Source organism: Pseudomonas sp. ACN8, assembly GCF_002303925.1.
GTDB lineage: Bacteria > Pseudomonadota > Gammaproteobacteria > Pseudomonadales > Pseudomonadaceae > Aquipseudomonas.
Map to the genome: position 1 here is coordinate 111,001 of NZ_MRCS01000012.1, position 13,871 is coordinate 124,871.

Annotated in this window: 13 protein-coding genes; 10 read left to right on the forward strand and 3 right to left on the reverse strand. The window is 60.8% G+C overall.

Annotated elements, in window-relative coordinates; translation table 11 throughout:
- Positions 1-304 precede the first annotated feature (304 nt).
- The 3 genes from BSF44_RS09145 to selO are packed head-to-tail and all read left to right on the forward strand — an operon-like array spanning position 305 to position 6,944.
- The gene (locus BSF44_RS09145; RefSeq protein ID WP_095943230.1) at positions 305-2,047 is read left to right on the forward strand and encodes a potassium/proton antiporter; all 1,743 of its coding nucleotides are present in this window, start codon (positions 305-307) and stop codon (positions 2,045-2,047) included.
- Between the two features lie 34 nt (positions 2,048-2,081).
- Positions 2,082-5,432, forward strand: coding sequence for a mechanosensitive channel MscK (gene mscK, locus BSF44_RS09150; RefSeq protein ID WP_095943231.1), 3,351 nt, complete (start codon positions 2,082-2,084; stop codon positions 5,430-5,432).
- 48 nt (positions 5,433-5,480) lie between these two features.
- The gene (gene selO / locus BSF44_RS09155; protein ID WP_095943232.1) at positions 5,481-6,944 is read left to right on the forward strand and encodes a protein adenylyltransferase SelO; all 1,464 of its coding nucleotides are present in this window, start codon (positions 5,481-5,483) and stop codon (positions 6,942-6,944) included.
- Between the two features lie 6 nt (positions 6,945-6,950).
- On the opposite strand, the gene BSF44_RS09160 is transcribed toward selO, so the two are convergent.
- Both BSF44_RS09160 and BSF44_RS09165 read right to left on the reverse strand, forming a co-directional pair.
- Positions 6,951-7,352, reverse strand: coding sequence for a type II toxin-antitoxin system HigA family antitoxin (locus BSF44_RS09160; protein ID WP_095943233.1), 402 nt, complete (start codon positions 7,350-7,352; stop codon positions 6,951-6,953).
- Positions 7,349-7,645, reverse strand: a complete 297-nt coding sequence (locus BSF44_RS09165; RefSeq protein ID WP_095943234.1) for a type II toxin-antitoxin system HigB family toxin — start codon at positions 7,643-7,645, stop codon at positions 7,349-7,351. The genes BSF44_RS09160 and BSF44_RS09165 overlap by 4 nt, the downstream gene beginning before the upstream one ends.
- Before the next feature lie 198 nt (positions 7,646-7,843).
- Here BSF44_RS09165 and trxC point away from each other — a divergent pair, with 198 nt between their 5' ends.
- On the forward strand, positions 7,844-8,278 hold the full coding sequence (gene trxC / locus BSF44_RS09170; protein WP_095943235.1) for a thioredoxin TrxC: 435 nt from the start codon (positions 7,844-7,846) through the stop codon (positions 8,276-8,278).
- 128 nt (positions 8,279-8,406) lie between these two features.
- On the opposite strand, the gene BSF44_RS09175 is transcribed toward trxC, so the two are convergent.
- On the reverse strand, positions 8,407-9,177 hold the full coding sequence (locus tag BSF44_RS09175) for a ParA family protein (protein ID WP_015093167.1): 771 nt from the start codon (positions 9,175-9,177) through the stop codon (positions 8,407-8,409).
- Between the two features lie 355 nt (positions 9,178-9,532).
- Here BSF44_RS09175 and BSF44_RS09180 point away from each other — a divergent pair, with 355 nt between their 5' ends.
- From BSF44_RS09180 to BSF44_RS09205, 6 genes are read left to right on the forward strand one after another with little or no spacing between them, the layout of a single operon-like run.
- The gene (locus tag BSF44_RS09180) at positions 9,533-10,258 is read left to right on the forward strand and encodes a beta-ketoacyl synthase chain length factor (protein WP_095943236.1); all 726 of its coding nucleotides are present in this window, start codon (positions 9,533-9,535) and stop codon (positions 10,256-10,258) included.
- Positions 10,234-11,043, forward strand: a complete 810-nt coding sequence (locus BSF44_RS09185; protein ID WP_095943237.1) for a 1-acyl-sn-glycerol-3-phosphate acyltransferase — start codon at positions 10,234-10,236, stop codon at positions 11,041-11,043. Before BSF44_RS09180 ends, BSF44_RS09185 begins: the two co-directional genes overlap by 25 nt.
- Entirely contained in the window at positions 11,024-11,284 is a 261-nt protein-coding gene (locus tag BSF44_RS09190) for a phosphopantetheine-binding protein (protein ID WP_095943238.1), read from the forward strand. Before BSF44_RS09185 ends, BSF44_RS09190 begins: the two co-directional genes overlap by 20 nt.
- A 9-nt stretch (positions 11,285-11,293) precedes the next feature.
- Entirely contained in the window at positions 11,294-11,548 is a 255-nt protein-coding gene (locus BSF44_RS09195; RefSeq protein WP_007992314.1) for an acyl carrier protein, read from the forward strand.
- Complete coding sequence (locus BSF44_RS09200) at positions 11,545-12,090, forward strand: hypothetical protein (protein WP_095943239.1); 546 nt, start codon at positions 11,545-11,547, stop codon at positions 12,088-12,090. The genes BSF44_RS09195 and BSF44_RS09200 overlap by 4 nt, the downstream gene beginning before the upstream one ends.
- Positions 12,087-13,766, forward strand: coding sequence for an acyl-CoA synthetase family protein (locus tag BSF44_RS09205; RefSeq protein ID WP_095943240.1), 1,680 nt, complete (start codon positions 12,087-12,089; stop codon positions 13,764-13,766). The genes BSF44_RS09200 and BSF44_RS09205 overlap by 4 nt, the downstream gene beginning before the upstream one ends.
- Positions 13,767-13,871 lie beyond the last annotated feature (105 nt).

The following is a 13,871-nucleotide window of genomic DNA, read 5'->3' on the forward strand; positions in this document are numbered from 1 at the left end:
AGGGCGCGTACGATAAAGAAAAGTCACCCTGGATGCCAGGGTTATACAGGCGCAAAGCCTTGATTTTGCTGACGGGCAACCTTCCTCGCGAGTTTTAAAGACTGTGATTGGCCCATCTGGTTCCTGCACTTCGTCGCCACAAGGCGCAACCGGTGGAAACAAGCCGCGCTCAAGACCTCAGTCCGGCGCTCTGCGATGACACAAAACCTTTTTGACAGCATCACATTTCAACAGGTTAGAATCGCTGGCACGCAGACTGCACGGTCAGTTTTCGCCCGCCTTTCAGCTTTCTGGAGTACTGCCTTTGAATGCGACGACCATCAACAGCCTGTTCTTGATCGGTGCGTTGCTGGTAGGTGCGAGCATTCTGGTGAGCTCACTTTCGTCCCGTCTCGGCATCCCGATTCTGGTGATCATCCTGGCCGTCGGCATGGCGGCCGGTGTCGATGGCGCCGGCATTCTTTTTGATAACTACCCCACGGCTTATCTGGTCGGCAACCTCGCACTGGCGGTGATCCTGCTCGACGGCGGCTTGCGCACCCGAGTGTCGAGTTTCCGCGTGGCGTTATGGCCGGCGCTCTCTCTGGCCACGGTCGGCGTGCTGATTACCACCGGGCTGACCGGCATGGCGGCCGCATGGTTGTTCAACCTGAACTTGATCCAGGGCCTGCTGATCGGCGCCATCGTCGGCTCCACCGACGCCGCCGCGGTGTTCTCGCTATTGGGTGGCAAGGGCCTGAACGAACGGGTAACCGCCAGTCTTGAAATCGAATCCGGCAGCAACGACCCGATGGCGGTGTTCCTCACCGTCACCCTGATCGACATGCTCGCCAGCGGCCAGACCGGCCTGCACTGGAGCCTGCTGACCCACCTGCTGCGCGAATTCGGCATCGGTGGCGTCATTGGCCTGGGCGGTGGCTGGCTCATGCTGCAACTGGTCAATCGCATCAACCTGGCAACCGGCCTGTATCCGATCCTGGTGATTGCCGGCGGCCTGGTGGTGTTTGCCCTGACCAACGCCCTGCACGGCAGCGGCTTCCTGGCGGTGTACATCTGCGGCCTGGTGATCGGCAACCGGCCGGTGCGCAGCCGCCACGGCATCCTGCACATGCTCGACGGCATGGCCTGGCTGGCGCAGATCGGCATGTTCCTGGTGCTGGGGCTGCTGGTGACGCCTCACGATCTGTTGCCTATCGCCTTGCCGGCACTGGCCTTGGCGCTGTGGATGATTCTGTTTGCCCGGCCACTGTCGGTGCTGGTTGGCCTGCTGCCGTTCAAGGCCTTCCATGGTCGCGAGAAGGCGTTCATCTCCTGGGTCGGCCTGCGCGGCGCGGTCCCGATCATTCTCGCGGTGTTCCCGCTGATGGCCGGCCTGCCCAATGCCCAGCTGTACTTCAACCTCGCGTTTTTTATCGTGCTGGTGTCGCTGCTGGTTCAGGGCACGAGCCTGCCGTGGGTCGCCAAACTGCTGAAGGTGACGGTGCCCCCGGAGCCTGCTCCCATCTCCCGCTCAGCCCTGGAAGTGCACGTCACCAGCGAGTGGGAGCTGTTCGTCTATCGCCTCGGCGCGGAAAAATGGTGCATCGGTTCGCCCCTGCGCGAGCTGAAAATGCCCGAAGGCACCCGTATCGCCGCCCTGTTTCGCGGCCAGCAACTGCTCCATCCGTCGGGTAGTACGGTGCTGGAAGTCGATGATTTGCTGTGTGTCATCGGCCATGAACACAACCTGCCGGCCCTCGGAAAACTCTTCAGCCAGGCGCCACAACGGGGCCTCGATCTGCGCTTCTTCGGCGACTTCGTACTCGAAGGAGACGCCCAACTGGCCGCGGTTGCGGCCTTGTACGGCCTGAAGGTCGAAGGCATCGATCCGGACATGTCCCTGGGCCACTTCATTGCCCAGAAGGTTGGCGGCGCGCCGGTGGTGGGTGACCAGGTGGAATGGAACAACACCATTTGGACCGTGGCCGTCATGGACGGGAACAAGATCGGTAAAGTGGGCGTCAGATTCCCCGAAGGAAGTCGCCCGGGTCCCGGACTCTTCCTCTAAACTGCTTCCACTATCACTTGCTTGACCGGTCTTTATGCCTAATCTGCGCTCCATCTTCGCCATCGCCCTGCTGGGTTTGAGTCTCTCTGTCAGTACTTTGCAAGCGGCCGAACCGCCCTCCAGCGAAGCCGTGCAAGCGAGTCTGGACAAGATCGCCGACCGCAAACTGCCGGAAGCCGATCAGAAGGCCCTGCAATCGGTCCTGCAAGGCACGCTGAGCCAGCTCAACAACAAGCGTGACTACGAGCAGAAGCTGGTCGCGCTCAAGCAGCAATTGAGCAGTGCGCCCAAACAGACCATCGAGAACCAGCGTGAACTGACCCGCCTCAAGGCCAGTACCGTGGTGCCGGTGGCGCAGCGTTTCGCCAAGGAGCCGATCCAGCAGCTTGAACAATTGCTCACCGAGCGTTCCACCCAGCAAAGCGACCTGCAAAAAGCCCTGGCCGATGCCAACAGCCTGATCATCACCGCCCAGACCCGCCCCGAGCGCGCCCAGGCAGAGATATCCAGCAGCCAGACGCGCATTCAGCAGATCAACAACACCCTCAAGGTCGGCAAGGACGCCGGCAAGACCCTGAGCGCCGAGCAGCGCGACCAGCTCAATGCCGAGTTGGCAGCGCTGAACGCCCTGATCCCGCTGCGGCGCCAGGAACTGGCCGGCAATACCCAGCTGCAAGACCTCGGCAACAGCCAGCATGACCTGTTGTCGGAGCGATCCGACCGCCTGGATCAGGAAATCCAGGAACTGCAAACCCTGATCAACCAGAAGCGCCTGGCGCTGTCCCAGGAAACGGTCACCCAGCAATCCATCGAAGCGCAGAAGGCCGGCGGCAGCAGCCTTTTGGCCACCGAAAGCGCGGCCAACCTGAAGCTCTCGGACTACCTGCTCAAAAGTACCGACCGCCTGAACGAAGTCACCCAGCAGAACCTGCAGACCAAGCAACAACTGGACAGCCTGACCCAGAGCGATGCGGCACTGGACGAGCAAATCAATGTGCTCAAAGGCAGCCTGCTGCTCTCGAAGATTCTCTACAAACAGAAACAGGCGTTGCCGCGCCTGCGGCTCGACCGCAACCTGGCCGACCAGATCGCCGACATTCGCCTGTATCAGTTCGAAGTCAGCCAGCAACGGGAATTGCTGAGCAATCCGACCACCTACGTCGAAAACCTGCTGTCGACCCAACCTCCCGAGCAAGTCACGGCGCAGCTGCGCAAAAGCCTGATGGAACTGGCCACCACCCGCGCCGACCTGCTGGAGCGACTGAACCGCGAACTGAGCGCGGTGCTCAATGAATCCATCACCCTGCAACTGAACCAGAAGCAACTGCTCAGCACGGCGCAAAGCCTGCGGGCGACCCTCGATGAGCAGATGTTCTGGATTCCCAGCAACAAGCCGCTGGACCTGGAGTGGGTTCACAGTGTGCCGGATCGCCTGCAGCGGCAACTCGATTCGCTGCCGGTCCTTTCAAGCCTGAGCGAACTGACCGACGGCCTGACCCAGCGCCCGCTGCTGTTCCTGCCGCTGGCCCTGCTGATCGGTGCGCTGCTGTGGCGGCGCAAGAATCTGTACGCGCGACTGATCAAGGTTCACCAGGACATCGGTCACTTCAAGCGCGACAGCCAGTGGCACACGCCACAGGCGATTCTGATCAATATTCTGCTGGCGATGCCGGTTTCCCTGGGCCTCGCCTTGTGCGGGCTGGCCCTGCAAATCGACGCCCGTGGGCAGAACGCCAATATGGGCGCGGCGCTGCTGCAAATGGCCGGGGCCTGGCTGGTGTTCTACACCGCCTACCGGATCCTCGCGCCAGGTGGCGTGGCAGAGCTGCATTTCCGCTGGGAAAAGCCCCAGGTGGAGTTCCTGCGCAGATGGATCCGCCGCCTCGGCATCGTGGTCATGGCACTGGTGACTGTCGTCGCCGTTGCCGAACTGCAACCGGCGGCACTGGCCGATGACGTGCTCGGCATGCCGGTGGTACTGATCTGCTACGCCTTGATGACCCTGCTGCTCAGCCGCCTGCTCATCAGCAGCCCGACCCACGAAAACGCTTCGCTGTTCCGCAAACTGGTGGGAATCCTGTTCACCGCCCTGCCCGTCGCGCTGTTCGTGGCGGTGTGCTTCGGCTACTACTACACCGCGCTGAAGCTCAGCGACCGCTTGATCAACACCCTGTACCTGCTGATGTTCTGGTTGGTGATCGAAGCCACCTTCGTGCGCGGCCTCAGTGTGGCGGCCCGGCGCCTGGCCTACCAGCGCGCCCTGGCCAAGCGGCTGGCCGCCAAAGAGGCCGGCGATGGCGAGGCGGTGATCGAAGAACCGACGATGGACATCGAGAAGGTCAACGAACAGTCCCTGCGCCTGATCCGCCTGGCACTGCTGGGCGGCTTCATGGCGGCACTGTATTGGGTCTGGGCCGACCTGATCACGGTGTTCTCGTATCTGGACAACGTCACCCTCTACGAATACACCAGCGGTACCGGCGCCAACATGAGCATGGTGCCGATCAGCATCGGCGACATGCTTGGCGCGCTGATCATCATCGGCATCACCTTCGCCCTGGCGCGCAACCTGCCGGGCTTGCTCGAAGTGTTCGTGCTATCCAAGCTCAACCTGGCCCAGGGCAGCGCCTACGCCACCACCACGTTGCTGTCCTACGTGATCGCCGGTGTCGGTTTCGTCTCGACGCTGTCGACCCTCGGTGTGAGTTGGGACAAGTTGCAATGGCTGGTGGCGGCGCTGTCGGTCGGCCTCGGTTTCGGCATGCAGGAGATCTTCGCCAACTTCATTTCCGGCATCATGATCCTGTTCGAACGTCCGGTGCGGATCGGTGACACCATCACCATCGGCAACCTGTCGGGCACGGTGAGCAAGATCCGCATCCGTGCCACGACCATCACCGACTTCGACCGCAAGGACATCATCGTCCCGAACAAGACGTTCATTACCGGGCAACTGATCAACTGGTCGCTGACCGACACCATCACCCGGGTGACCCTCAAGCTCGGCGTCGACTACGGTTCGGACCTGGACCTGGTGAAAGAGCTGTTGCTCAAGGCCGCGCGCGACAACCCGCGCGTGCTGAAAGACCCGGAACCCCACGTGTACTTCCTGAATTTCGGCGAAAGCACCCTCGACCACGAGCTGCGCATGCACGTGCGTGATCTCGGCGACCGCAACCCCGTGCTCGACGAAGTCAACCGTTTCATCAACCGCGAGTTCAAGAAGCAGCACATCAATATCTCGTTCCGGCAGATGGAGGTCTACCTCAAGAACCTGCACGGCCAGGAATACAAGATGGTGCCGATCGAACCGGAAGCGAAAACCATCGTGCCGATCGTCGACGGCAAGCCGGCGCAAGAACCGCCGGCCGCCAAACTCGACTAACCGGCCATTCCCCAGCAGAATGCTCGGACATTCTGCTGGAGCCGGCCTTTGAAAGCCCTCGACGAACTCACTTTCGATAATCGCTTCGACCGCCTGGGCGATGCGTTTTCCGCCCATGTGCTGCCCGAGCCGATCGATAATCCGCGCCTGGTCGTGGCCAGCCCCGCCGCCATGGCGCTGTTGGACCTGGACCCGGCCGTGGCCGAAACCCCGGAGTTCGCCGAACTGTTCAGCGGCCACAAGCTCTGGGCCGACGCGATTCCAAGGGCGATGGTCTATTCCGGACATCAGTTCGGTTCCTACAACCCGCAACTGGGTGACGGACGCGGCCTGTTGCTTGGCGAGGTGTACAACGAGGCTGGCGAACACTGGGACCTGCACCTCAAGGGCGCCGGCCAGACGCCGTTTTCACGCATGGGCGATGGCCGCGCGGTACTACGCTCGTCGATCCGCGAATTCCTCGCTTCCGAAGCCCTGAATGCCCTGAACATCCCGACTACCCGCGCCCTGTGCGTGATCGGCTCCGACACCCCGGTGTGGCGTGAAAAGCAGGAGCGCGCGGCCATGATCCTGCGCCTGGCGCCGAGCCATGTGCGCTTCGGGCACTTCGAATATTTCTACTACACCAAGCGCCCCGAGCAGCAAAAAGAGCTGGGTGATCACGTGTTGGCCATGCACTTCCCGCAGTGCCTGGAGCAACCGGAGCCGTATCTGGCGATGTTCCGTGAAGTGGTTGAGCGCAATGCCGAACTGATTGCCAAATGGCAGGCCTATGGCTTCTGCCACGGGGTGATGAACACCGACAACATGTCGATCCTCGGGATTACCTTCGATTTCGGTCCGTTCGCCTTCCTCGACGACTTCGACGCCAACTTCATCTGCAACCACTCCGACGACCAGGGCCGTTACTCCTTCAGCAACCAGGTGCCGATTGGCCAGTGGAACCTCAGCGCCCTGGCCCAGGCCCTGACGCCGTTCATCAGCGTCGAGGCCCTGCGCGAAACTCTCGGTCTGTACCTGCCGCTGTTCCAGGCCCATTACCTGGACCTGATGCGCCGCCGCCTCGGCCTGACCACCGCAGAGGATGACGACCAAAAACTGCTGGAGAACCTGCTGCAACTGATGCAAAACAGCGGCGTCGACTACAGCCTGTTTTTCCGTCGCCTGGGTGATGACGCACCACAACAGGCCATCACCCGCTTGCGTGATGACTTCGTCGACCTCAAGGGCTTCGATGCCTGGGGCGAGCTCTACGTCGCCCGGGTCGCCCGTGAAGGCACGCTTGATCAAGAGCAGCGCCGCCAGCGGATGCACGCGGTCAACCCGCTGTACATCCTGCGCAACTACCTGGCGCAAAAGGCCATTGATGCGGCAGAGAGCGGCGACTACTCGGAAGTCCGCCGACTGCACGCAGTGCTGAGCAACCCGTTCGAGGAACAACCGGGGATGGAAAGCTACGCGGAGAGGCCGCCGGAATGGGGCAAGCATCTGGAGATCAGTTGTTCGTCGTGAGGCGAGTCAGATAAAGACGTCTACTGGCACATTGAATCGCTCGGCCAACCAGCGGATCTGCCGCAGGTTGAGCTGGCGCTTGCCACTCAGGATCTCCGAAACGACCGACTGAGGGCCGACGCCAGGCAGGTCGCTTTGAGTCAATCCATGTTCGCGCATCATGTAACCAAGCACTTCGGCACCTGTGGCTTCGGGCATTGGGTGATGCTTGTGGTCCCATTCCTCAATCCAGTCACCGATGATATCCACCAGACTCATCAGGGGATGCGACTCGTCAACTCCGGTCATCTCGAGCAACTCGTCGAGTGCCTGCACCAGCATGTCATAGTCGTCTTCGTTTTTGGGTTTGCGTAGCAATGGCGATACGAACTCCCAGTGCTCCGCCGCGTTTTTGATCAGAACGCTCATGTTCTTCCCTCCTTCCATTTACCGCGGTCATATTCGCGGTGATCCAGCACATGCTTTATGTAGATTTTTTGATGCTGATACCGAACATAGGCGATCAGCCGTAATTTGTTACCGCCAATATCGAAAACGTGAAACTCACCGACCTTGTCGATCGCGGGAAATGAAGATTTCATCGCCGCAAAATCATTTGGCTTGATGCGCTTTACCATTCGATACCACTGGTCCAGTGCGCTGGCCGCCTGCGGCCACTTTTCCTTGGCGTCCCAGATTCGTTTTTCGGAAAACACTCGCATGCAACATCCTTATCGCATTCTGCTATGGATGAGTTAAACACATGGATTTTTTATCGCAAGTTGCGATACATCCGGGCAGACCAACGGTCTCAATCGGATCCTTCCCTCAGCCTAGTTTTATTGCCTGTCGCTGCACGATTGAAAATATAAGCAAACGTCTCCAACTAGGTGTTATCAGCTTCCCATTGGATATCGCTCATGACCGACCCACTCCTCATCCCCTGTCCCCACTGCAACGGCCTCAACCGAATTCCCGCCGAACGCCTCAACGACCACCCGAAATGCGGGCGCTGCAAGGCCGAAGTCCTGCTGAACAAACCCTTTGAATTGAAGCAAGGCGACTACACCAGCCAGATCAAGGGCGATCTGCCGCTGCTGGTGGATGTGTGGGCAGACTGGTGCGGGCCGTGCAAGTCGTTTGCACCGGTGTTCGAGCAGGCAGCCGGGCAACTGGCGGGCAAGTGCCGGCTGGCCAAGCTGGACAGCGAAGCGAACCAGCAGTTGTCGGCGCAGCTGGGGATTCGCTCGATTCCGAGCCTGATCCTGTTCAAGAACGGCCGGGAAGTCGCCCGGCAGAGCGGGGCTTTCCCGTTACCGCAACTGATGAGCTGGTTGCGTAGCCAGGAGATCTGAAACAACACAGACCCTGTGGGAGCGAGCCTGCTCGCGAAGGCGGACTGACATTCAATAAAGATGTCGCCTGATACACCGCTTTCGCGAGCAGGCTCGCTCCCACAGTATTTCTATGTAGCCAGCCAGGATCAGGCGTTTTCCAGCAGGTTGTGCAGCTCAACGAATTGCTGCGTCAGCTTGTGCCGTGGATCGAGATGGATCAGCGGCGTATTGGCCTGGTGGGATTCGCGCATGCGTACCGAGCTGGCCAGGTACACCGGCAACACCGGCAGGCCTTCGGCGATCAGTTCATCGAGGATTTGCTGAGGCAGGCTGGCGCGGGCCTGGAACTGGTTGACGACGATGCCTTCGACTTCCAGGCCTTCGTTATGGTCATCCTTCAATTCTTCGATTTCCGCCATCAGGCCGTACAGGGCCTGGCGTGAAAAACTGTCGCAATCGAAGGGGATCAACACACGATCAGCGGCAATCAGCGCAGAGACCGCATAAAAGTTCAACGCCGGCGGAGTATCAAGGTAAATCCGGTCGTAGTCTTCGCTCAGCTCTTCCAGCAACTTACGCAGTTTGTTGATCTTGTGCTTGGCTTCAAGCTTTGGCTGCAAGTCTGCCAGCTCGGCGGTGGCGGTAATGACGTGGAGGTTATCGAACGGGGTTTCGTAGATGTCGACCTGATTCTTTTTGGAGAACGGCCCGGAAGACAGCGTCTGCTTGAAGAAATCGGCGATGCCCATCGGAATGTCGCTGCCTGTGAGCCCCGTCAGGTACTGAGTGGAGTTGGCCTGGGCATCGAGATCCACCAACAAGGTGCGAAAACCCTCGCTGGCACTGACCGCCGCCAGATTGCAGGCAATGCTGGATTTGCCAACGCCACCTTTCTGATTGAACACCACGCGCCGCATGTCAAAACCTCCGTGTATCAAAGAATGACCGAGTGTAGTGGTCCACGGTATGGCTACGCTACCTCACTAGTGCAAGGACTACACAGTCAGTTGCTTTCTCTTGCACGAAAGGCCCTGAATGGCCCGGCGGCTCGACGCAAGAACCGACAAACGGGGTAAAAATTTTGTGAATAATTACCAATCATTCAATTTTTTCAAGCCGGTCACTCCATCTTGCTGAGCAAAATGTAACCAGCATTTGCTACACGTTCCCGGCACCGGGATAATGCGCGCCACTCGGCGCCAAACGCCACGCAGGGTAAGTCCCGGCTCTCGGCCACTCCCCGCGTCAAGTAAGCCCGTGAGGGTGGGATGAATGTCTGTGATCAACTTCAACATCGCCCAATGGCGCGCCTGGGCCCCGGGGCTTGATAGCGTGAATGACTGGCAGGCCTGGTGCCGACAACCGGTCGTGCTGCCGGACAGCGATGCCGCTCCCGACGTTTCCTTTCTGCCGGCCATGCAGCGTCGGCGGCTCAGCCGTCTGGCGCGCATGGCATTCAGTGTCGGCTGGCCATTGGCCGAAGGTCGGCAGGATCTGCCATTGGTCTTTGTTTCCCGTCACGGCGAAACGCCCCGCACGGTCGAGATTCTCAGCGACCTGGCCACCGATCAGCCGCTGTCGCCAACCCGGTTCAGCTTGTCGGTACATAACGCAATCATTGGCTTGTGGTCGATCATGCGGGGTGAAACCAGCGAAATGACCGCCCTGGCCGCCGCAGGCGATGGCCTGGAACATGGCATGCTCGAAGCTGCCGCGCTGCTGGCTGAAGGCGCCGGCGCGGTACTGCTGGTGGTCACCGAAGAGCGGCCGCCCGAGGCTTACTCGACCTGGATCGACGACGTGCCGTTCCCGTATGCCGTCGGCCTGCTGATCACACCCGGCACCGACTGGCAGTTGTCCCTGAACAGCTCCTCGGATGCGTTGTCCAAATCCCGCTGGCCCCACGCGCTTAATCTGTTGTGTGCGCTGCTCGGCCAGCAAACCACCTGCCAACATGCCTGGAAAAATCGTGTATGGACCTGGCAACGCAACCCGTGACCGAGAAAAACCGCGACGCCTACTACTGGCGCTTGCTGGCCACCGCCGCGAGCTTTGCCCTGTTCGGGTTGGGCGGCCTGTGCCTGCGCCTGGTGATTTTCCCTGTGCTGAACGGCCTGCCGGGCGATGCCCGAACCCATCGGCTGCGGGCTCGGCAAACGGTCAGCCGCTGTTTCTGGATTTTTGTGCGTTTCATGGCCCGTACCGGGGTGCTGACCTACAGCATTGAAGGTGCGGAAAAGCTCGGTCGTCCCGGGCAAATGATCATTGCCAATCACCCTTCGCTGATCGACGTGGTCTTTCTGATCGGCCTGGTGCGTCACGCCAACTGCGTGGTCAAGCAAAGCCTCTGGGAAAACCCCTTCACCCGCGGTCCCCTGCGCTGCACCGAATACATCAGCAACGACGGCAGCATGGACATGCTCGACGCCGCTGCCGACGCGTTGAAAGACGGCCAGACCCTGATCATTTTCCCGGAAGGTACGCGCACCCAACCCGGCCAGCCGCCGGCCTTTCATCGGGGCGGCGCGGCAATCGCCCTGCGTGGTGCGAAAATCCTCACCCCGGTCATTATCAAGGTCAGCCCGACCACATTGACCAAGGCCGAGCCCTGGTATCGCATCCCCAAGCGGCGCGTGCACTTCAGTTTTCGGGTCGGGGCCGATATAGACCCACAGACCTTCGCCACGCAGGGGCCGGCTCCGCAGGCCTCGCGCAAGCTCAACGATTATCTACATTCTTACTTTATTAAGGAGCTCGCCGAAGATGAGCGATCTGCACCGTGATATCAAAATGCTTATCATCGACGCCCTTGGCCTCGAAGACATCAGTGCCGAAGACATCGGCAACGAGCAGACCCTGTTCGGCGAAGGCCTGGGCCTGGACTCGGTGGACGCCCTGGAACTGGGCCTGGCCATCCAGAAAAAGTACGGCATCAAGATCGACGCCGATGCCAAGGACACACGTAATCACTTCAGTAACGTGGCGAGCCTTGCGGCCTTCGTCACTGCAAAACAGGCAGCTTGAGACCGGACCATGCAAACTCGTGACGACATCTTCAACACCCTGCGCGATGCCCTGGTCGAACTCTTCGAACTGGACCCCGAGCGTGTGAGCCTGGAATCCAACCTGTATCAGGACCTGGAAATCGACAGCATCGATGCGGTCGACCTGATCGATCACATCAAACGTCAGACCGGCAAGAAAATCGCCGCCGAAGAATTCAAATCGGTGCGTACCGTCAGTGACGTGGTCGAGGCGGTCTACCGTCTGGTTCAACCGGCCGCATGAATCGACTGATTGGCCTCGGCCTGCTGCTGGCAGGCCTTTTGTATCCCTTTGCGGTGTATTTCGGCATGGAGCATTTCGCCCCGTGGCAGTTCGGGCTGCTGCTGGGCGGACTGTGGCTGGCCCGGGCGCTGACCGGCAAACGACGGCCTGGCAGTCTGTGGATGGCCACGGTGGCCATTGTGTTCTGTCTGTTGCTGGCACTGTTCGACAGCCCGGCGCTGTTGCGCTGGTATCCGGTGTTGATCAGCAGCTTCATGCTGGCGCTGTTCGGATCGAGCCTGACATTCGGCCCACCGATAGTCGAACGCCTGGCCCGGGTACGCGAGCCGCAATTGCCGGCCGAGGGCATTCGCTACACCCGCCAGGTGACCATCGCCTGGAGTGTTTTTTTTCTATGCAACGGTTTGTGTGCCGCCGCCCTGACCCTCTGGGCGCCGCTGAGCTGGTGGACGCTGTACACCGGCCTGATTTCCTACGGATTGATAGGCCTGATGTTTGCCATTGAATGGCTCATACGACAAAGGGTACGAGGCCGCCCATGAATTGGATAAAACTTGAGCATCTGCTGCTCAAGGCTCAGCCTGAGCGGGCCGTAACGACCGCCCCGGCACTGGATCACGCCCGACTGTGCGAGCAGGCGCTGCGCCTGGCCGCCGGCCTGCAAGCCCGGGGAGTGCGGCAGATGGCCGTGCACCTTGAGGATGCCGCCGACCTGGCGATTGCCCTGTTCGGCGCCTGGCGTGCCGGGGTCAGTGTGCTGCTGCCGTCCGACCTGCAACCCCAGACCCGCCAACGCTGGTCAGGTGAAGTCGATCTGTGGCTGAGCGATCAGCCCGATGATGCACACCTGAGCGAGTTTCGTCATCCGCCACTGAGTGCCGCCGCACTGGACCTGGATAACTGCCGACTCAGCCTGTGCACATCCGGCTCCAGTGGCGAGCCCAAGCGCATCGAAAAAAACCTGCGCCAACTGGCCAATGAAGTCGAAGCCCTGGAACAGCTGTGGGGCGCAGACCTGGGCCCGGCGTGCATCATTGGCAGCGTCGCCACCCAGCACATCTACGGCCTGTTGTTTCGGGTGCTGTGGCCGCTGTGCGCCGGGCGCCCGTTCGTACGTCGGCAACTGGCTTTTCCGGAAGACCTGCAACGCGCCAGCCGCGAACACCCGGCCTTCGCCTGGGTGGCCAGCCCGGCGTTGCTCAAGCGCATGGGCGACAACCTCGACTGGCCTGCCTTGAGCGCGGTACGCCGGGTGTTTTCCTCCGGCGGCGCACTGCCGGTCGAGGCCGCACAGAGCCTGCATGGGCGTCTGGGGCAATGGCCAACGGAAATCTTTGGCAGTTCGGAAACCGGCGGCATCGCCTGGCGTCAGGACGCGGAACTCTGGCAGCCCTTTGCCGATGTCACGCTGACCCAGGACAGTGACGGTGCACTGCTGATCGCTTCGCCGTATTTACCCAATGGCCATGTCGAACACACTGCCGATGCTGTGCGCTTCGCCGTCGATGGTCGCTTCGAGTTGCTTGGGCGACTGGACCGTATCGTCAAGCTGGAAGAAAAACGCATCTCGCTGCCGATGCTGGAACAGGCGCTGGCAGCCCATGAATGGGTCATCGAAGCGCGGCTCGGCGTCGTACAAGAAAACCGCGCCTCCCTGGGGGCGTTGTTGGTGCTGAGCGAGGCCGGTTTGCATGTGCTGCGCAATCAGGGTCGACGCAGCCTCACCGAGCAATTGCGCCAGCACCTGAGCCAACACTGCGAAGCGCTGGCCCTGCCAAGACGCTGGCGCCTGCTGCGACAACTGCCGCTGAACGCTCAGGGCAAACTGCCCCAGGCCGACGTCGACGCCCTGCTGTTGGCGGCGCGCCCCAAAGCGCCCGAGGTGCTGGAGCAAGTCGAAAGCCATGGCGAGTGGAGCCTGCAATTGGCCGTGCCACCGGACCTGGCCTATTTCAGCGGTCATTTCCCCAAGGCGCCGGTGTTGCCTGGCGTGGTGCAGGTGGACTGGGCACTGAGCCTGGGTCGGCAACTGATGAACCTGCCGGAAAAATTCGCCGGCATGGAAGTCTTGAAATTCCAGCAACTGGTGCGCCCGGGGGATGAAATCCAGCTGCACCTGCGCTTCGACTCGGCGCGCGGCAAATTGTATTTCGCCTATCGCAATGAAACCGCCACCTGCTCCAGCGGGCGGATCTTGCTGGAGGCGGCGCATGTATAAGCTGGGTGAGTGCTGCGCACTCAATCGCGAGCAGGTCGAATCGTCGCACCGTCGCTCCCACACTGGATTTGTGAACGCCGCGAACCCCATGTGGGAGCGAGCCTG